The sequence below is a fragment of the Kribbella sp. NPDC059898 genome (assembly GCF_042730855.1).
GTDB lineage: Bacteria > Actinomycetota > Actinomycetes > Propionibacteriales > Kribbellaceae > Kribbella.
Genome location: NZ_JBHWKR010000003.1, coordinates 1 through 19,227, shown reverse-complemented (window position 1 = coordinate 19,227; position 19,227 = coordinate 1). Strand labels below are relative to the sequence as shown.

Genomic DNA, 19,227 nt, shown 5'->3' with positions numbered 1-19,227 from the left:
GAGTTGTTCTCGTGCGAGCGGGAGGTACGGCGTGGGTCAACCGGACGGCGGCTACGACCGCCTGGCGGCAGCACAGGTCCTCGCCCGGGTGGCAGGCGAACTCCCGGCGATCGAGCACCTCCCGCCGCCCTTCGAGGTCTCCGTCGACCTCACCCCGCTCACCCCCTCCCCCGACAGCCACCTCACGCCGGCCCAACTCAGGTACGTGCAGACGGCTCTCCAGCCCTGCACCCCCGCCGACATCACCACCGCCACCCATCGCCTCAGCTGGCACGACAGCACCGGGACCCCCAACATCTCCCACTGCACCCCGACCACCTCCGGCCCCACGGCGGGCGCGGGTGGTGCGGGTGGTGCGGACGCGCGTGTCTCGGTTGTGGCTCGTGAGGTAGTGGTGTTGTTGCGCGGGGCGCTTCGCGGGGATGGCGGTGTTCGGCGGCGGGCTGACGGGTTGTCCGGGAGTGAGCGGGGGGTGCTCGGCGGGACGACGACCGAAGGGGACGTGGTCGAGGTCTTGGCTGTCGGGTTCGAGACCGTGGCGCGGGCGTTGGTGCAGCACTCGTGGCTTGGTGGGTATCGGACGCCCCGCGGGCTTGCGCTCGGGTTGCAGGAGTCAGGCATCTTCGGGGTGGTGGCGAATACCTGGTACTGGGGGTTGCAATCGGACACTTACCGGCGCGGCATGATCCCCGTCGCGTTCGAAACGCGCGCGGACGGCGGGGTCGCGTACACAGCCGCCTCACGAACGCTGCTGCGCACGATGAAGGACGCACAGATCGCCCACCCGGAAGATCCTGGGCTCGCCAAGCAGTACGGACCACTGGCGTACGCCGAGGTCCCCCGGTGTCTGGCGAACATGCCGGTCACCCTGAACGGTCAACGGCAGACGTTGCTGCCGGCAGCGGTTGGCCTGTTCGTCAGCACCTTCGTTCGGATGCTCGATGTCGTACGCATCGCTGGAGAGGAGACCACCATGTCCGAGGTGTTCGAAGTACCCGACATGACGTGTTCGCACTGCACGAACACCGTCAGCAGTGTGCTCGAGTCGCACGGCGCGACCGTGGACCGGATCGACCTCGACTCGAAGCAGGTCGTCGCTGCGTTCCCGTCCGCGGAGGTGCGCGAGCAGGCGTTCGAGGCGATCCGGGACCAGGGCTACACCGTCGTACCACCCGCCGACTGAGCCGGCCTGCCGTTGACCGGCTGAGCGGCCTTGCGCGCCCTCGGTTTGCGCGGAGGCGGCGCCTCCGGATCCGGGGCGAACGGGATGAACGGCATACTCAACGGCAGCGCGGCCAGCCGCATCAGCAGCAGCGCGTTGTCGTCGCCGGCCGTCTTGTTCAGGCGGAGACGGCCGCAGTTGGTGCAGCGGTGGATGAGGACCCAACGGCCCTCACCGCGGACGGTGACCGCGATCGGCTCCATGCCGCCGGAGCAGTCCGCCTTGCGGTCGCCCGGGACGTTGCGGTCGAGGTGCCGTGACCACAGACAGCTCGGGCAGTGATTGCGATGGGTGGTGCCGGGGGCGTCGAGGGAGACCTCTACGCCGCAGTGTTCACAACTGAACGAACGTGCGAAAGCCAAACCGATGAACCTTTCAGAGCGAAGCTGCAGGACAGGACAGACATCGGCTTCCCTCCTTCCGGTCCGCACCGGCCACCCCGGCGCACGTCCACCCAGCAGATCAGTCCGCCCGGCGCACCGTCAACCGATTAAGACACCTTCGCGCCCGCGTACAGCGCCAACCCGTCGGTGGCGGCGACGTCGGCGCGGAACCAGCCCGACGAGTCCACGACGTACGTCGGCCCGCTGCAATTCCCTGGTGTGTAGTCGCCGTGGAAGACGTCGCAGTACGTCCCGGCCGGCAGGTCCGTGTGGAAGCTCCGCCCGGTCAGCGCCGTACTCTCGTCGTTCAGGATCAGGTAGCCCTTCGAGCCACGGCCGAACGCGATCGCGTCGTTCCCGTTGTCCCACCACTCGGTGACGGCAGTGCCGCGGGTGGCGTTGTGGAAGCCGACCATGTTCGCGATCACCCGCCACTCGTGCTCGCACCGCCAGCGGTTCGTGAAGCACGTCGTGTCGACGGTCTGCCCGGTGCTCGTCGAGGGCGGCCCCTCGTCGTTCGAGGTGTACTCGTAGCTCGACATCACCTTCGGCGTACCGTACGTCCAGGCGAGCATGAACGCGTTCGCCATCGCGTACCGTCCGTTGTCCCGGAACGTCAGGACGCCGCTCCCCCGCTGCGTGTCGTGGTTGTCCGTGAACACCACCGCATGGTCCGACGCCAACGGCTCCGCGAACGTCCGCAGGTACGCGAGCTTCTCGGTGTTGAAGATCTTCGCCAGGTCCTTCCCGTACCGGAACTCCAGCACATCCCCGTTCCCGACGTACTCGTCCGGGGTGATCGGCTCGCCCGCGCCGTAGATCACCTCCTGATAGATGTACGCCGACCGCGACAGCCGCGCGATGATCGCCGCGATGTCGGTCGCCGGGATGTGCTTCGCCGCGTCCAGCCGGAAACCGTCGACGCCGACCGACAGCAGGTCGTTCAGGTACGCCGCGATCCGCCCGCGCACGTAGTCCGACTCGGTCGCCAGGTCCGCGAGGTCGACGAGCTCGCAGTTCTGCACCTCCCACCGGTCGTTGTAGTTGACGATGTCGTCGTTCCCGTTCCGCCCGCAGTGGTGGAAGTCCTGGGTCTGGTACGTGCCCGGATAGTCGTAGTGGCTGTACGTCGACCCCGCGCTGCCGGTGCCGCCCGCCGAGCCGCCGGTCATGTGGTTGATCACGGCATCGACGTACACCTTGACCCCGGCCGCGTGGCAACTGTTGACCATGGCAACGAACTGGCCGCGGGTCTCGCGCCGGGTGCTGTCGAGCTTGTAGCTGACCGGCTGGTAGTCCTGCCACCACGGGTACCCGGACCCGGGCAGTACGACGTGCTCCTGCGGCGGCGACACCTGCACCGCGCCGTACCCCTTCGGGCCGAGCACCTGGTCGCACTCGCGGGCGACCGAGTTCCAGTTCCATTCGAACAGCTGGACGATCACGTCCCGGTCCCCGCTCGGCGCCGCCTGGGCGGCCGGAGCGATCATCAACAGGCTCAGCACCACGATCAGAAATCGGCGCATCGGAACAACTCCCTCGGGGCGGTGGGGTACTCCATGAAACCATCCCGACGGCGTACCGTGCGGGAAATCGTGTCAGGAGGCTGAAAAGTGCTGGACTGGTTGCAGGAGCGGCTGCCCGAGCTGATCGCGGAGCACGCGGTGCCGGGGATCGCGGTCGGGGTGTGGGCCGGCGGCGAGGTGTACGACGCCGCGGCCGGCGTGCTGAACACGGCGACCGGCGTCGAGGCGACCACCGATTCGATCTTCCAGATCGGGTCCGTGACGAAGGTGCTCACGGCCACGCTCGCGATGCAGTTGGTGGACGAGCGGAAGGTCGAGCTCGACGCCTCGGTGCTGCGGTACCTGCCGACGTTCGGCCGGGACGTGACCGTGCGGCAGCTGATGTGCCACGTAGCCGGGTTCGAGGGCGACATCTTCACCGACACGGGCCCCGGCGACGACTGCATAGAGCGGTACGTCGACCTGCTCGACGACGTGCCGCAACTCTTCGCGCCGGGGTCGATGTTCTCGTACAACAACGCGGCGTTCTGCGTGCTCGGCCGGGTGATCGAGGTCGTCCGCGGCAAGCAGTTCGACGCGTGCATGCGCGACCACCTGTTCGAGCCGCTCGGGATGACGCATGCCGCGAACAACCCGTACGAGGCGATCCTGCACCGGGTCGCGGTCGGGCATCTGGACGGCGAGCCGGTGCAGACGTGGGCGATGGCGCGCTCGAACGCGCCCGCCGGGTCGATGCTGGCGATGCGCGCGCGGGACCTCGTCCGGTTCGCCCGGCTCCAGGGGCAGGTGCTGAGCGCCGAGAGCGCCGCCGCGATGCAGGAACCGCAGATCACGCTCCCCGACATCGGCTGGGCGGACGCCTGGGGTCTCGGCTGGGAGCTGAGCGAGCTGCCCGGCGGAACGGTGATCGGGCACGACGGCTCGACGGTCGGCCAGGCCGCGTTCCTCCGCGTCGTACCCGAACGGGACGTCGCGATCGCGATCCTCACGAACGGCGGGTCGGCGCGGCCGGTTGACCGCGAGCTGATGGGCCGGCTGCTGCAGGACCTCGCCGGCGTCACGTTCCCGGAGCTGCCGGTGCCGGATCCGGGCGCTCGCCCGGAGCATCCCGAGCGGTACGTCGGCCGGTACACGTCGCGCGAGTCGATCACCGACGTACGACGGGACGCGGACGGGCGGCTGTGGCTCGAGCAGACGCCGATCGGGGTGAGCGCGGAGATCGGCGACCAGCCGCACCGGACCGAACTGGTCGCCTGGCGCGGCGACAGCCTGCTGCCGGTCGAGCCGTCCGGTGGCGTGCACTGGCCGGTCGCGTTCGTCGGCCGTGACAACGAAGGACGAGCGGAGTACCTGCACACCGGCCGGGCGGACCGCCGCGCCTGAACTGGTGCGATCGGATGAACCGGGCGCGGGTGATCTGTCCGGCCGGACCAACATGAGCTGAGGCTCCGGCAGGACGATCGTCCGATGAACGACTCCCAGGGCGAAGGGCTGCTGACCGTTCGCGACCTGTCGGTCGAGATCCGGCGGGGGTCCCGGATCGTTCGGCCGGTGACGCGGGCGGACCTGATGTTGCGGGCCGGCGAGACGCTCGGCATCGTCGGCGAGACCGGCTCCGGCAAGTCGATGACCGGGCTGGCGATCATGGGCATGCTGCCGGCCGGTGGCACCGTCACCGGCGGGTCGATCCGGTTCGACGGGCGGGAGCTGACCGGGCTGGCACCGGCCGAGTACCGGACGCTGCGCGGCAACGACATCGCGATGGTCTTCCAGGACTCGATGACCGCGCTGAACCCGACGAAGCGGATCGGCGAGCAGGTGGCCGAGCCGCTCCGGCTGCACCGCGGCGCCTCCAGGCGTGCGGCCCGCGACCGTGCCGCCGAAGTGCTGCACCTGGTCGGCATCCCGTCACCGACCGAGCGGATGGACGCGTTCCCGCACGAACTGTCCGGCGGCCTGCGGCAACGCGTGCTGATCGCGATGGCGCTGGCCTGCGAGCCACGGGTCGTCATCGCCGACGAACCGACGACCGCGCTCGACGTCACCGTCCAGGCCGAGATCCTCGACCTGCTCGCCGACCTGAAGGCGCGGCTCGGGATGGCGATGATCCTGATCACCCACGACCTGGGCGTGATCGCCGGCCACGCGGACCGGGTCGCGGTGATGTACGCCGGCCAGGTCGCCGAGACCGGTCCGACCAAGGCCCTGTTCGGTACGACGAGGCACCGCTACACCCACGCCCTGCTGTCGTCGATCCCGACCCTCGCGCACGACCGCCGCCAGGAACTCCACAGCATCCCGGGCGCCCCGCCGGACCTCACTGCCCCGAGCTCGGCCTGTGCGTTCGCGCCACGCTGCGGTGCCGCCACGGATCGTTGCCGCGAGCAAGCACCGGAGCAGACCGTCGACGGCGACACGACGTACGCGTGCTGGCATCCGGTCGAGGAAACGCTGACGATCACGCCCCGTACGAAGGGCACCGAGTCGTCGCCCGACGAGCAGGTCAGACTGCGCGTGGACGGTCTGGTCCGCGAGTACGGCGCCGGTCGCACCGGCGTGTTCGGCCCGCGGCGGACGGTGAAGGCGGTGTCCGGCGTGAGCTTCGACGTACGCGCCGGGGAGACGTTCGGACTGGTCGGGGAATCGGGCTGCGGGAAGTCCACGCTCGGCCGGATGATCGTCGCGCTGGACCGCCCGACCGGCGGCGACGTGGTGTACGACGGTACGTCGGTCGCCGGGCTCAGCTCGCGCGCGCTCGGGGACCGCCGGGCGCAGTTGCAGATGATGTTCCAGGACCCGAGCGCGTCGCTGGACCCGCGGATGCGGATCGGCACGATCCTCCGCGAACCGCTCGCGATCCAGGGCGTCGGCAACCGTTCGCAGCGGGCCGCCCGGGCCGGTGAGCTGCTGCGCGAGGTCGGCCTGCCGCCGGCGATCCTGGAGCGCTACCCGCACGAGCTGTCCGGTGGTCAACGGCAACGCATCGGCCTGGCCCGGGCGCTCGCGCTGAACCCGAAGGTGCTGGTCGCGGACGAACCGGTCAGCGCGCTCGACGTCTCGGTCCGCTCGCAGGTCCTGAACCTGATGCGCCGTACCCAGCGCGACCTCGGCCTGAGCAGCGTCGTCATCTCCCACGACCTCGCCGTCGTCCGCTACCTGGCCGACCGGGTCGGCGTGATGTACCTCGGCAAGCTCGTCGAGACCGGTACGACGGACGACGTCTACACGGCGACCGCCCATCCGTACACGGCGGGCCTGCTCGCCGCGGTCCCCGATCCGGACCCGTCGGCCGCGCGGCCGGACGCCGACGTACGGGTGCGTGGAGAACTGCCGAGCGTGTTCGATCCGCCGAGCGGTTGCCGGTTCCGGACGCGCTGCCCGCTGGCGACCGATCTGTGCGCGGAGGCCGAGCCGGCACTGACCACTGTGTCCGGGGACCATCAGGTCGCGTGTCACTTCCCGTTGGAGGCAGCACGATGATCCGGTACGTCGTCCGCCGGCTGCTCATCTCGGTGCTCGTGCTGCTCGGGATCTCCGCGGTGATGTTCTTCCTGCTGCACGTGGTGTCCGGGAGCCCGGGCCGGGTCGTCCTCGGGCCGAAGGCGTCGCCCGAAGCCGTTGCCAGGTTCAACCATGACCACGGGTTCGACCGGCCGTTCGTGGTCCAGTACGTGAGCTACCTCGGCCAGCTCCTGCACGGCGACCTCGGTCGCTCGTACAAGCTCAACCAGGGCGTGGCGACCCTGCTCGTCCAGAACGCCCCGCGCAGCGCCATGCTCTCGCTCGCGGGACTCGTCCTCTCACTGGTGATCGCCGTACCGCTCGGCATCCTCCAGGCGGTCAAGCGCAACAGCGTGCTCGACCGCCTCGGTACGGCGCTCGCGTACACCCTCTACGCGACACCCGTCTTCCTGCTCGGGCTACTGCTGATCGCGGGGCTCAGCCAGGCCGTCCACCTGTTCCCGGCCGAGGCATCGCAGTCTCACTCCCCCTGGGTCGTCATCACCGACCCGCACGCGATGGCGCTGCCGGTCATCACGCTGGCCGTCACGAACGTCGCGATCTTCTCGCAGTACCAGCGATCCGCGGCGCTGGAGCAGCTCGGGCAGGACTACATCCGTGTCGCCCGGGCGAAGGGTCTGCCCGACCGGCTGATCATCACCCGCCACCTGCTGCGGAACGCGTGCCTGCCGCTGATCACGCTGCTCGGCCTGTCGATCCCGAGCCTGCTGGCCGGCAACCTGATCGCCGAGTCGCTGTTCAACTACCCCGGTCTCGGCCTGCTGTTCCTGAACAGCCTGCAGCGCGAGGACTACCCGGTCCTGCTCGCCTACACGCTGATGGGCGCCGTACTGACCGTCCTCGGCAACCTCCTCGCGGACGTCGCCCTCGCGGCCGCCGACCGTCGCATCACGCTGAACGCCTAGGAGCCACCGTGACGAACCTCGACGCCGAAGCCGTCACCCGGACCCGGCCCAGACTCCGGCCGCAGGACCATCCGCTCGGGCTGGCCGGTCTGCTGATCCTGATCCTGCTGGTCGGGTTCTGCTTCCTCGGCCCGCTCTTCCACCACACGAACCAGACCGACGTCGACATCCTCGACGCGGCGCTCCCGCCGGGCGGCGGCTATCCGCTCGGCACCGACACGAACGGGTTCGACGTTCTCGGCCGGCTGATGCGCGGCGGCCAGGTCTCGCTGCAGATCGGCCTGCTCGCCGCCGTCACCGCGACGACGATCGGCACGCTGTACGGCGCGGTCGCCGGGCTCGCGGGCGGCGTACTCGACGGCGCGCTGATGCGGCTCGTCGACGTCGGGCTGTCGGTGCCGTTCCTGTTCGTCGTACTGATCCTGTCCGCCCGGTTCAACGCCAGTGTGTGGTCGTTGAGCCTGGTGATCGGCGGGTTCTCGTGGCTGGTCGCGGCCCGCCTGGTCCGCGGCGAGGTGCTCGTCCTGCGCGTCCGCGAGTTCGTGCTGGCCGCGAGGACGATGGGCGCGTCCCGGCCGCGGCTGATCCTCACCCACCTGATCCCGAACGCCCTCGGCGTGATCATCGTCAACATCACCTTCCAGGTCGCCGACGCGGTGCTGATCGTCGCCACGCTCGGCTTCCTGGGCTTCGGCCTCCGCTACCCCGCCACCGACTGGGGCGGCCAGCTGGCCGGCGGCGTCACCTCGATCACCTCGGGCTACTGGTGGCTCGTCGTACCGGTCGGCGCCTGCATCATCCTCACCGTGCTGGCACTCAACCTGCTCGCCGAGGCCCTCCGCGAGGCCGTCGGCCAGGGCGCCCAGTGAACCCTAGGAGCGACACATGAAGAACCTGTCCGGCCGGGTGCTGACGGCCGCGGTCGCGATCGCGATGCTGACCGCCGCCTGCTCAGGCGGCGGCGCCACGCAGAAGGCGGATGCCGGCAGCTACGACAAGCTGCCCGCCGAAGCCGGCAAACCGAAGGCCGGCGGCACCGTGACCGTTGCCCTCAGCCCCGGTCTGAACCCGAACTACATCTACCCCTACGAACCTGCCTCGCAGAACGGCGGCGTGATCGCCCGCGGGCTGCTCTGGCGCGCGCTGTACCGGGCGAGCAGCGAGGGCGACAAACCGGTCGACCCCGAGCTCAGCATGGCCGAGCAGCCGACGTACAGCGCGGACCGGAAGACCGTGACGATCAAGCTGAAGGACTACAAGTGGTCCGACGGTACGCCGGTCACCGCGGACGATGTCGTGTTCTCGATCGCGCTGCTGAAGGCCGCGATCGCGGAGGACCCGGCGAACTGGAGCTTCTACACGCCGGGGCAGTTCCCGGACGGCTTCACGGTCCTCGCGAGTGATCCGCGAACCGTGACGATGAAGCTCACGAAGGCGTACAACCCGTCGTACCTGCTCTCGATGCTCGAGCTGATCTACGTACTGCCGTCGAAGGCGTGGAACATCGCCAAGGACGCCGGGCCGCACCTCGACTACCACCAGCCGAAGAACGCACAGGCGATCTACACGTACCTGACCAAGTCGTCCGAGTCGCAGGCGACGTTCACCAGCAATCCGCTCTGGCAGATGGTGAACGGGCCGTACAAGCTGAAGACGTTCGACCCGGCGACCGGGTCGTACTCGCTGGTGCCGAACAAGGCGTACGGCGGGCCGGGCGAGTCCCGGATCGACCAGATCGACTTCAAGACGTTCACGTCGGCCGTTGCCACGTTCAACCAGTTCAAGGCCGGCACGCTGACGGTCGGGATGCTCGACTCCGGGTACATCGCCCAGGTCGACGCGCTCAAGGCGCAGGGCTACAACGTGTACGGCGCGCCCGCACCGGCGCGGCTCGACTACCTGACGATCAACTTCAAGAACACCACGAACAACTTCGACAAGGTGATCGCCCAGTTGTACGTGCGGCAGGCCCTGCAGCAGCTGATCGACCAGCCCGGGTACATCAAGAGCCGAGGCGTCTACAACGGCGCCGCCACGGAGAACTACAGCACCGCCGGCGTCGGGTCGCCGTACCCGCCCGATTTCGGTACGACGCCGCCGTACCCGCACGACACCGCGGCCGCGCAGAAACTGCTCACCGACCACGGCTGGAAGGTCGTCCCGGACGGCACCACCACCTGCGAACGTCCCGGCAGCGGGCCGGACCAGTGCGGCGCGGGGATCCCCGCCGGGCAGACCCTCAGCTTCAACCTGATCGCGGCCAACAGCCCGTCGTACGTCGGCGCCCGCGACGTCGCGTTCGTGTCCGCGGCGAAGAAGCTCGGGATCACGGTGAGGTCCGAGACCAAGGCCGTGAACTACATCTACGAGAACTACGGCAACACGTTCGCGCCGGCGAAGAAGAACGAGTGGGCGATGGTCGACTCCGGGTCGCTGTACCAGGCCGTCGGGTACCCGAGCAGCAACACGCTCTTCAATACCACCGGCAGCTTCAACCTGGGCAGCTACAGCAACCCCGAGGCGGACAAGCTGATCGAGGCGTCGACGTTCGGCGCCGACCCGAAGGCGCTCAGCGCCGAGGTGAGCCTGCTCGGCAAGGACCTGCCGGTGCTGTACCTGCCGACGCCGGACACGCTCGTCGTGTGGAAGGACACGCTCTCCGGGCCGCCGTCGTCGTTCCGGTCGCTGCTGAGCTTCCTGTACTCGCCCGAGCTCTGGTACTTCCACGACTGAGGAGGATGCGTGACCGTCCCACTCGCCACGGTCGATCCCGAGGCCGGCTTCGACGACCTCGGCCGGCTCCGGGAACTGATCGGCGACGCCAGGATCGTCGCCCTGGGCGAAGGTGCCCACAACGTCACCGAGTTCTACCGGATCAAGGACCGGATCTTCCGGTTCCTGGTCCAGGAGCTGGGGTTCACCGCATTCGTGATGGAGTCCGGGTACGCCGAGGGGCTGACGGTGGCGGACTGGGTCCGCGGCGGCAGCGGGCCGGTCGACGCGATCGCACGCGACGGCATCACCTACCGGTTCGGGGAGTGCGCGCCGATGCACCGGCAGCTGGAGTGGATGCGCCGGCAGAACGGCCGGGTCCGGTTCTACGGGATGGACCTGCCCGGTTCGTCCACCTCGCCCGGGCCCGCCGTACGGGCGTGTCTGGCGCGGATGCCGCGGCACCCCGGTGACGAGGAACTGCTGCGGTTGAGCGAGCTCGGCGGGCGGACCGAGGCCGCAATCCGGCTGGACCGGATGCCGGCGGCCGAACGGTTCCAACTGCTCGACGGGCTCGCGCGGCTGGAGGATCGCGCCACCGTGCTGGGCGACGAGATCGCGATCAGGTGCGCCGCCTCGTTGCACGCGTTCGTCGAGGAGCTGGCCGGGCCGGTGAGCGGTCCGTATCCCCGGGTCGTCTTCATGGCCGGCACCGTGCGGTGGATCGCGGAGCGCGAGCAGCGCATCGTGGTCAGCGCGCACAACGCCCACGTCCAGCGCACGCCGTTCCTCGGGCGGACCACGGTCGGCGGCATGCTCGCCGAGGAGAACCTGGTGGTCATTGGTACGACCTACGGCACCGGTCCGGAGGTCCGGTTCACCGAACGGAGCGCGCGACCGTTCGACTGCGACGTGACGCTCGAGCAACGGGTGCCGGCGGCGAACAGCATCGAGGCGCAGCTCGATCGGCTCGGGCATCCGATCGCGCTCGTGGAGCCTGACGACATGGTTGCCGAGGGCATGCTGTCGAACGGCGAGTTCGTGCCGACCGACTGCGCGGCGGCGTACGACGCGCTGATCCACTTCCGCGAGGTCCATCGCATCCCCGGCGCCTTCGAGCGGCTCCGGGCCGAGTTCGCACCGGAGCCGGCATGATCAGCTATCCCCCGAGCCGCACCGTCGATGCCGTCGAGGAGGTGGCCGGCAGTCCGGATCCGTACCGCTGGCTCGAGGACGACACCGAGGAGGTCCGTTCATGGCAACGTGCGCAGGCGACATTGGCGACGACTGTCTGCTATCAAGGGCAGGACCCCGCGGTGGCGCGGAAGCTGATCGAGACGTACGACGCCGGCGCCCGGCCGCCGATGCCGAAGTACGCCGCCGGCCGGTGGTTCCGCGGTACGACGGAGCTCGTCGTTGCCGACACGCCGTACGGCGAGGGGCGGGTGCTGCACCGGCTCGAGGAAGGCGCCGTACTGTCGTGGCTGTCGCCGTCACCGGACGGGCGGGTGCTGGCGATCGGGGTGTGCACCGACGGCAGCGAGAACAACACGATCCGATTGATGTCTGCCGCCTCCGGGGAGTTGCTGAGCGGGGCGCCGACGCAACTGCTGCACGATGCGTGGACCGGTGGTGCGGCGTGGTTTCCGGACAGCACCGGGTTCTTCTTCTCGGCGTTGACGGGCAGCGTGCAGTCCTTTGAACGGGCGGTGTTCCGGCACCTGCTGGGCGGCGAGACGTCGGTGGAGCCGGTGCCGATCTGGGCGGGGTCGCGCGAGCACACGGTGATCCAGTTCTCGCCGGACGGGCGGTGGGCGGTCGCCAGTCACCGGCTGGGCAGTCCCGTCCCGATCGCCGTCCGCGACCTGACCTCGGACGACGGGTGGCGGCCGTTCATGACTTCGTGCGACGGGATGGTCGCGGGGCATGTGGTCGGTGATCGGTACGTCGCGGTGACAGACGTCGGGGCGGCGCGAGGACGGCTGGTGGCGATCCCGCTGGATGCTGCTGCACCGGACGATCCGGGCCAGTGGATCGAGTTGGTGCCGGAGGGGCCCACAGTGATCCGATCGGTGCAGCCGGTCGGGTCGTACCTCTATCTCAGTGAGTTCTCCGATACCTATGCGCGGGTCCGGGTGGTCGACCACGCCGGTGGGTTTGTCGGTGACGTACCGCTGCCGGGGCGTGGAGCCGTGGCGGTGCCGTTCTTCCCGTTGATGAGCTTGGCCGCAGGGAACCGGCCGGACGAGTTCGTGTTCGCGTTCTCGACGTTGACCAGTTCGTGGGGTGTCTACCGGCATCGGCCCGGTGCGGACGAGATCGAGGAGCTGGTCGCGCCGGCGGTGCGGCTGGACGCGGTGATCGAGGACCACTTCGCGGCCGCACCGGACGGTGTGCGGATCCCGTTCCGGCTGGTACGGCGTACGGCGGGTGGACCGGTACTGATCTCGGCGTACGGGGCGGCGAATGTGCCGTACTTGCCTTCGTATCAAAGCGATATGGCCGCGTTCCTGTCGGCGGGTGGGGTGTTCGTGCAGGCGCATCTGCGGGGTGGTGGGGAGTACGGGCGGGACTGGTACCTGGCGGCGCATCGGGAGCGGCGGCAGGTGCGGGACTCGGATCTGGTGGCGGTCGCCGAGCATTTGATAGCCACCGGGGTGACGACGCCGGAGCGGCTCGCGCTGACCGGTGGTTCGGACGGTGGGCTGATGTGTGGGGTCGCTGTGACGAAGCGGCCGGACCTTTGGCGGGCGGTGCTGCCGCGAGCGCCGTTGCTGGATCTGATCGGCGGCCTTCGTGACCCGTACCTCGACTTCGTGATCCGTAAGGCGTGGGGCGATCCCGATGACCCCGCGGAGATCCGCCGGCTGCTCGGGTTGTCGCCGTACCAGCTGATCGCGCCGGACGTCTTCCCTGCGGTCTATCTGCAGGCGGGGGCGGCCGATCCGCGGTGCCGGCCGTGGCATGCGCGGAAGTTCGCGGCGCGGTTGCAGGCGGCGCAGCGGGGTGAGTTGCCGATCCTGGTGCATGTGTACGACGACGCGGGGCATGGGGCGGCGACCAGCGAGGAGGTTGCGTTGACGCAGGACGCGGAATGGCTCGCGTTCCTGCTCGGGAGCCTCGGGCTAGCGTGAGGTCAGCGTCATCAGGCGGAGCTGGAGCATCATCGCGAAACGTACGTCGGGGTCTTCGAGGTCGATCCCGCCGACCTCGGCGACGCGGCGGAGGCGGTAGCGGAAGGTGTTCGTGTGCACGTACATCGCCGCGGACGCGACCGCGATGTCGCCGAAGGCGTCGAGCCAGGCCCTCAAGGTGTCGACCAGCAGGCTGCGGTGCTTCACGTCGTACGCCGCGAGCCGGGCGACTGGGCCGGACGACAGCTCGTCGCGCGGGACGAGGTCGGCCAGCTCGAGGAGGAGCGCCTCGACGTACACGTCTGCTACTCGGGCGACCTGCTGGGTGGAGCCGCGGGACTTGAGGACACGCAGCGCGCGGTCGGCGCCGGTGCGAGAGCGCGACAGCGCCGAGCCGTCGGCCGCCGGCGATCCGATCCCGACCAGCGGACGCACCCGAAGCCCGATCCGCCCGAGGAAGTCGGTCGCGATCCGCACGGCCCGATCCTCACCGTCGTGCTCCCGGCCACGCGGCAACGGGACCACACCGTAGGCAATGTCCCCGATCAGCCCGGCCGCGGACCGCGGATGCACCGCAGCCAGATGCATCGCAAACGCATCCGCCAACCGCTTCCGCTCAGCAACAACCTCAGCAGCGCTCCCATTCGAGGCACTCTCCAGCAGGCTGACGGCGAGGACCACGGCCGGCTCGTCGGCGAGGCCCAGGCGGCGGATTGCCTCGCCTGCGCCGGGGCCGCTCTCCAATGCCGTCCGGAGCAGGTCGGCGCGCAGGCGCCGTTCGACGTCGGCGCCCGCGCGTTGGCGGATCATGTAGAGGGCGACCTGCTTCGCGGCGTCGCACAGCGCCTGGCCGCGGTCCGGCGGCAGCGGCTCGGTCACCGCGGCCCAGATCGTACCGAGGATCTCGTCGCCCGCCCGCACCGCGATCGCCACCCGCGGCAGCTCCCCCGACTCCGGCAGCGGCGCCACGAACACCGGCTGATCCGTCCGGAAGATCTCCTGGAAGACACCACGCTCACGAAGGATCCGCGTGTACTCCCGCGGCACTTGCCGGGACAGGATCGTCTGCACCCGCGACGGATCCGCCGACTCCTGCCGCCCGGAGAACGCGAGCACGCGCGTACTCGGATCCTCGATCGTGATCGGCGCGTCCAGGAGCGCCGCGATCGCGTTCGCCAGCGCGAACAGGTCGCCGGCCGGGATCCCCCCGAGCGCCTCCACGGCACCCGCGTCTCCCCCGGCGATCAGCGATCGCACCATCGACGTCAACTGCGTCCACGACGCCCCGCGCGCCAGCGCCAGTACGACGACCCCGGTCGCCTCGGCCGCCGCCGCCAACTCCTCGTCAGGTACGACGGGCGCCCGCACGACCAGCGCCGCCGCCCCGTGCCGACCGACCTCGGTCACCACCCGGACCAGATCCCCGGGGTCGTGCAGCCCGACGCCGAGGACCAACGCCTGCCGCGGCAGCACCTGGTCGTCGAGCGGGTCGTGAATGACCACGCCGCCGAGATCGTCGGCGCGGGCCGGATCGCCGCACACCACGTCGAGCAGCGTCGTACCGATGTCGTCGAGGACACCTTCCAGGCCGGCCCGCACGGGGCCGGCGGTCGGGACGAGCATGTCCTCGACGCTAGTCCCGCCGTACCCGGCCGGAGGTTGTCGCACAGGACGAAATTATGCCGACGATCCGTCCGATTCAACAAGATCGATCCACTCGGTACGCACGGTCACCGCGGCCAGCACGTCCGGAATCGGCGCGACCCCGAGCCCCGGGCCGGTCGGCACCGCGAGGCGCCCGTCGACGAGCTCGAACGGCGGCGTGATGTCGGTCCGGTAGTACCGCGCCGACGCCGACGTGTCGCCCGGGAACGCGAACCCGGGCAGCGCCGCCAGCGCCAGGTTGGCGGCCCGGCCGAGGCCGGTCTCGAGCATCCCGCCACACCACACCGGTACGCCGTTCGCCGTACAGACGTCGTGGATCCGACGCGCCTCCAGGTACCCGCCGACCCGCCCGGGCTTGATGTTCACGATCCGGCACGCACCGAGCGCGATCGCGTCGGCCGCGGCCCGCGCCGAGACGATCGACTCGTCCAGGCAGATCGGCGTCCGGATCAGCCGCGCCAGCTCGGCATGACCGCGCAGGTCGTCCTCGGGCAGCGGCTGTTCGAGCAGCAGCAAGTCGAACTCGTCCAGCCGCGCGAGCAGGCGGGCGTCGCTCAGCCGGTACGCCGTGTTCGCGTCGACCTGCAACGGGACGTCGCCGAACCGTTCCCGGACCGCGCGCACCGGTTCGACGTCCCAGCCCGGCTCGATCTTCAGCTTGATCCGCAGATACCCCTGGTCCAGGTACGCCGCCACCGCGTCGAGCAGCGCCGGGATCGACTCGGTGATCCCGACCGACACCCCGCACTCCACCTCGTCCCGGACCGCGCCGAGGTACTGCCCGAACGACATCCCGCCGGCCCGCAGTTCCGCGTCCAGCACCGCAGTCTCCAACGCAGCCTTCGCCATCCGGTGCCCCTTGACCTGGGCCGTCGCGGGCGCGACCTGCTGCGCGCTGGTCACGCCGGCCACCGCCGGGATCAGGTAGCTCCGCAGTACGTCGGCCGCGCCCTGCGTGTACTCCGAGGAGTAGAACGGCTCCTTGCTGGTCCCCGACTCGCCCCAGCCCTCGCCCTCGTCGGTGACCGCGCGGACGAGCAGGGCCTCCCGCACGGTCTCGGTCCCGAACGAGGTCCGGAACGGCGTCACCAACGGCATCTCGATGGTCCGGAGCTCAACCCCGACGAGCTTCACAACACGGCCTCCCTGTCGACGACGTACCAGCCACTGCGATCGAACCCGCGGATCCGCGCCCCGTCGGCGAGCAGCCCGCCGAGCACGTCCCGCACCGCGGCCCGCCACTCCGCGGCCGCCTCCGGATCGGTGCTCCGGAGCGCCTCGATGTCCGGCGGTACGGCGACCCGCACCACGCGGCCGTCCACCCGTCCGGCGGCGGGTCTGCCCAATGCGGTGATCCCCAGCGCAACGCTCGGACCGGCGTCCAGCACCCGGGGCTGCCCGTTGCACGCAGCAACAACCGCCGGATCGGTCAGCCGCCACCGCGCGAGCAGCCGATCCGTGTCGTCGGACGCGTTGATCGCGTCGTCGATCCGACCGTAGAAGTTCGGCAGGTACTCGACCGCGTCCGCCGCCAGCTTGCCCAGGTTGAAGTACGCGTTCCGCCGGATCAGCGGATCGAACGTCCACGAGATCTCCCGCGCACCCTGCGCCAGCGCCCACTCGCGCTGGTGCAGCTTCAACGCGTACCCGACTCCACGCCGCTGCGGCAGCACGCCGGTGATGTGGCTGTGCAACGACCCGCGCCCCGGCGCACCGAAGAACCCGACACACGCCCCGACCATCACATCGCCCGCGAACGCGCCGTGCACATAGCCGCCCGCCTTGCTCAACGCCCGCAACAGATCGGCCGGTACCGGCGGGCTGAACTCTCCGGTCCGCCAGATCCGCCCGAACAGCGCACACGCGGCGTCCAACTCCGGCAACGTGTCCAGGCTGCGAACCGTCACGCCCGCGGCAATCGCCGGATCACGCAGCAGGTCCGTCACGTCGATGCCCGCAGGTCCGAGATGAGTGCCGTGAGCAACCGAGTACGCCCGGGCAGCTCGGACACGAGCACGTGCTCGTCGTCGGCGTGCGCACCACCGCCGACGGCGCCGAGCCCGTCGAGGGTCGGCGTACCGACGCCGGCCGTGAAGTTTCCGTCCGAGGCACCGCCGACCGCCAGCTCACCGGGTGGAGTCAGGCCGAGGTGCTCGGCGAGGCGGCAGGCACGTTCGTACAGGACCTTCGAGGCGGTGTGCGGGAGGGGCGGCCGGTTCGGGCCGCCCGCTACCGTGACCTCGGCGCCCTGTAGGTGCGGTGGCAACGACCGCATCGCGCGGTCGATGCGGTCCTGCTCGGCGGCGTCCCACACGCGTACGTCGACCTCGAAGTGTGCTGCCGCGGGGACGGTGTTGACAGTTGTCCCGGATTCGAGCCGGGTCGGCGTCACCGTCGTACCGCCGGCAGCGAGCGCCGCGACGGCCCGCACCTGGTGGGCGGCCTCGATCGTGGCGTTCACCCCGCGCTCCGGCTCGAGCCCGGCGTGGGCGGCCCGGCCGCGGATCTGTACGTCGTACCGGGAGACGCCTTTCCGCGCGGTCTTCAGCGCGCCGCCCGGGCCGGACGCCTCCAGGACCAGCGCCGCCGCACACCCGCGGGCCTCGTCCTCGATCAACGCCCGCGACGACGGCGACCCGAGCTCCTCGTCGCCGGTGATCAGCACGGTGACGCCGTCCAGATCGTCCAGCGCCGCCAGCGCGTGGAAGATCATCGCGACCCCGGCCTTCATGTCGTAACACCCGGGCCCGGTCAGTACGCCGTTCCGCACCGCGAACGGATGCGTCTCCAGCGACCGGAGCGGCCACACGGTGTCGTGATGCCCGAGCAGCAACACCCGCGGCCGTTCCCCGAACCGCCACCGGACGTGCGTCCGCCCGTCCAGCTCGATCGTCTCCGCCTTCGCGCCCAGCCGCTCCGCGCCGAGCTCGGCGACCACCGCGGCACTCCGCGCGACCGCCGCCAGGTCCGCGGACGGCGACTCACACCGCACCAGCCGCTCGATGTCCGCAACCAGCACCAGTACCTCCCCGTCGACTACGTCCGCACCAGCATCCAGCGGCGACCGCGCCGCCGTCTTGTCGTCGTACCCCAAATCGGCTGCCGCGGTTCGGACCAGCGGATGAAATATCGCACCGGACGCCCGCGTTGGACCGACTATGAGCGACTGGAACCAGCAGACCATCGACGAGTTTCGCGCCAACGAGGGCCAGGTAGGCGGCCCGTTCGAGGGTGCGCCGCTGCTCCTTCTGCACCACCACGGGCGGAAGAGCGGCAAGGAGTATGTGGCCCCGATGATGTATCTCGCGGACGAGACCGACCCGAAGACCGTCTACGTCTTCGCCAGCAAGGGTGGTGCGCCGACCAACCCGGACTGGTACACCAACCTCGCCGACGGCGGCAGTGCGACGGTGGAGGTCGGCACCGAGACGCACGGTGTCACGGTGCACGAGGTGAAGGGCGCGGACCGCGACCGCATCTACGCCGAACAGGCCAAGCGCTACCCGGGCTTCGCCGAGTACGAGGTCAAGACCGCCGGCATCCGCACCATCCCGGTGCTCGCGCTGACGCGAAGCTGACCGTCAGCGGTTAGTATCTGCGTATGCGCGCAGATACTAAGCAACCGCGAAGAGATCCGGACGAAGAGCACGTGGCGCTCGCGGTCGAGGTGTTCCGGATGCTGTCGGATGCCACTCGGGTGCGGCTGCTCTGGGCCCTGCTCGACGGCGAGAAGCCGGTCAATGAGCTGGCCGACGCGGTCGGCAAGTCGCCGGCCGGGGTGTCGCAGCATCTGGCGAAGCTGCGGATGGCGCGGCTGGTGCGGACCCGGAAGCAGGCGAACCAGGTCTTCTACCGGATCGAGAACTCGCACGCCAGCCAGCTGGTCGAGGACGCCATCTACCACGCCGAGCACTCCAGCGGGCGCTTTCCGGAGCATCACCGTGCCGCGGGTGCGGTGGCCCACGTGGACACCGGGGAGAGCCGATGAGCGCCGCGGGACACGGCCATGGGCATGGTCACGGTCATGGGCACAGCCACGGTTTCCTGAGCAAGGCGAAGGAGGTCTTTGTCCCGCACTCGCACGACAGCGCGGACAAGGTCGACTCCGCGCTCGAGGCCAGCCAGGAGGGGATGCGCTGCCTGAAGATCAGCTTCGCC

At 70.0% G+C, this 19,227-nt stretch carries 16 protein-coding genes; 10 read left to right on the top strand and 6 right to left on the bottom strand.

The window, feature by feature from the left end:
- Nucleotides 1-31 precede the first annotated feature (31 nt).
- Nucleotides 32-1,183 carry a heavy-metal-associated domain-containing protein gene (locus ACFV9C_RS10175; protein ID WP_380192344.1) on the top strand — a complete coding sequence of 384 codons (1,152 nt, stop codon included), beginning with the start codon at nucleotides 32-34 and terminating at the stop codon, nucleotides 1,181-1,183.
- On the opposite strand, the gene ACFV9C_RS10170 is transcribed toward ACFV9C_RS10175, so the two are convergent.
- The gene (locus tag ACFV9C_RS10170; RefSeq protein ID WP_380192342.1) at nucleotides 1,156-1,584 is read right to left on the bottom strand and encodes an RNHCP domain-containing protein; all 429 of its coding nucleotides are present in this window, start codon (nucleotides 1,582-1,584) and stop codon (nucleotides 1,156-1,158) included. The genes ACFV9C_RS10175 and ACFV9C_RS10170 overlap by 28 nt on opposite strands.
- A gap of 128 nt (nucleotides 1,585-1,712) precedes the next feature.
- On the bottom strand, nucleotides 1,713-3,131 hold the full coding sequence (locus ACFV9C_RS10165) for an alpha-amylase family protein (RefSeq protein WP_380192340.1): 1,419 nt from the start codon (nucleotides 3,129-3,131) through the stop codon (nucleotides 1,713-1,715).
- Nucleotides 3,132-3,218: 87 nt separating this feature from the next.
- Between ACFV9C_RS10165 and ACFV9C_RS10160 the strand changes: the two genes are divergently transcribed.
- The 7 genes from ACFV9C_RS10160 to ACFV9C_RS10130 all read left to right on the top strand — a co-directional run bounded on the left by ACFV9C_RS10160 (nucleotide 3,219) and on the right by ACFV9C_RS10130 (nucleotide 13,404).
- Nucleotides 3,219-4,514 (top strand): serine hydrolase domain-containing protein, encoded by a 1,296-nt coding sequence (locus ACFV9C_RS10160; RefSeq protein WP_380192338.1) that lies wholly within the window; start codon nucleotides 3,219-3,221, stop codon nucleotides 4,512-4,514.
- An 84-nt stretch (nucleotides 4,515-4,598) separates the two neighbouring features.
- On the top strand, nucleotides 4,599-6,611 hold the full coding sequence (locus tag ACFV9C_RS10155; protein ID WP_380192336.1) for a dipeptide ABC transporter ATP-binding protein: 2,013 nt from the start codon (nucleotides 4,599-4,601) through the stop codon (nucleotides 6,609-6,611).
- Nucleotides 6,608-7,558, top strand: a complete 951-nt coding sequence (locus ACFV9C_RS10150) for an ABC transporter permease (RefSeq protein ID WP_380192335.1) — start codon at nucleotides 6,608-6,610, stop codon at nucleotides 7,556-7,558. The genes ACFV9C_RS10155 and ACFV9C_RS10150 overlap by 4 nt, the downstream gene beginning before the upstream one ends.
- 8 nt (nucleotides 7,559-7,566) lie before the next feature.
- A complete protein-coding gene (locus tag ACFV9C_RS10145) occupies nucleotides 7,567-8,427 on the top strand; it encodes an ABC transporter permease (protein WP_380192333.1) in 861 nt (286 codons plus the stop codon).
- Nucleotides 8,428-8,443: 16 nt separating this feature from the next.
- Nucleotides 8,444-10,291: an ABC transporter substrate-binding protein gene (locus ACFV9C_RS10140; protein ID WP_380192332.1), complete on the top strand. Its 1,848-nt coding sequence runs from the start codon at nucleotides 8,444-8,446 to the stop codon at nucleotides 10,289-10,291.
- 9 nt (nucleotides 10,292-10,300) lie between these two features.
- Nucleotides 10,301-11,425 (top strand): erythromycin esterase family protein, encoded by a 1,125-nt coding sequence (locus ACFV9C_RS10135; RefSeq protein WP_380192331.1) that lies wholly within the window; start codon nucleotides 10,301-10,303, stop codon nucleotides 11,423-11,425.
- Nucleotides 11,422-13,404: a prolyl oligopeptidase family serine peptidase gene (locus ACFV9C_RS10130; protein WP_380192330.1), complete on the top strand. Its 1,983-nt coding sequence runs from the start codon at nucleotides 11,422-11,424 to the stop codon at nucleotides 13,402-13,404. The genes ACFV9C_RS10135 and ACFV9C_RS10130 overlap by 4 nt, the downstream gene beginning before the upstream one ends.
- On the opposite strand, the gene ACFV9C_RS10125 is transcribed toward ACFV9C_RS10130, so the two are convergent.
- From ACFV9C_RS10125 to ACFV9C_RS10110, 4 genes are read right to left on the bottom strand one after another with little or no spacing between them, the layout of a single operon-like run.
- Complete coding sequence (locus tag ACFV9C_RS10125) at nucleotides 13,396-15,072, bottom strand: PucR family transcriptional regulator (protein WP_380192328.1); 1,677 nt, start codon at nucleotides 15,070-15,072, stop codon at nucleotides 13,396-13,398. The two genes, ACFV9C_RS10130 and ACFV9C_RS10125, sit on opposite strands and share 9 nt — an antisense overlap.
- Before the next feature lie 9 nt (nucleotides 15,073-15,081).
- Nucleotides 15,082-16,203, bottom strand: coding sequence for an o-succinylbenzoate synthase (gene menC, locus ACFV9C_RS10120; protein ID WP_380192326.1), 1,122 nt, complete (start codon nucleotides 16,201-16,203; stop codon nucleotides 15,082-15,084).
- Nucleotides 16,200-17,015 carry a GNAT family N-acetyltransferase gene (locus tag ACFV9C_RS10115; protein ID WP_380192324.1) on the bottom strand — a complete coding sequence of 272 codons (816 nt, stop codon included), beginning with the start codon at nucleotides 17,013-17,015 and terminating at the stop codon, nucleotides 16,200-16,202. Before ACFV9C_RS10115 ends, menC begins: the two co-directional genes overlap by 4 nt.
- Nucleotides 17,012-18,163 carry a M20 family metallopeptidase gene (locus tag ACFV9C_RS10110; protein ID WP_380192322.1) on the bottom strand — a complete coding sequence of 384 codons (1,152 nt, stop codon included), beginning with the start codon at nucleotides 18,161-18,163 and terminating at the stop codon, nucleotides 17,012-17,014. Before ACFV9C_RS10110 ends, ACFV9C_RS10115 begins: the two co-directional genes overlap by 4 nt.
- Before the next feature lie 64 nt (nucleotides 18,164-18,227).
- Between ACFV9C_RS10110 and ACFV9C_RS10105 the strand changes: the two genes are divergently transcribed.
- Nucleotides 18,228-18,647 carry a nitroreductase/quinone reductase family protein gene (locus ACFV9C_RS10105; RefSeq protein ID WP_380192320.1) on the top strand — a complete coding sequence of 140 codons (420 nt, stop codon included), beginning with the start codon at nucleotides 18,228-18,230 and terminating at the stop codon, nucleotides 18,645-18,647.
- 23 nt (nucleotides 18,648-18,670) lie between these two features.
- Nucleotides 18,671-19,057 carry an ArsR/SmtB family transcription factor gene (locus ACFV9C_RS10100; RefSeq protein ID WP_380192318.1) on the top strand — a complete coding sequence of 129 codons (387 nt, stop codon included), beginning with the start codon at nucleotides 18,671-18,673 and terminating at the stop codon, nucleotides 19,055-19,057.
- Nucleotides 19,058-19,227: the final 170 nt, after the last annotated feature.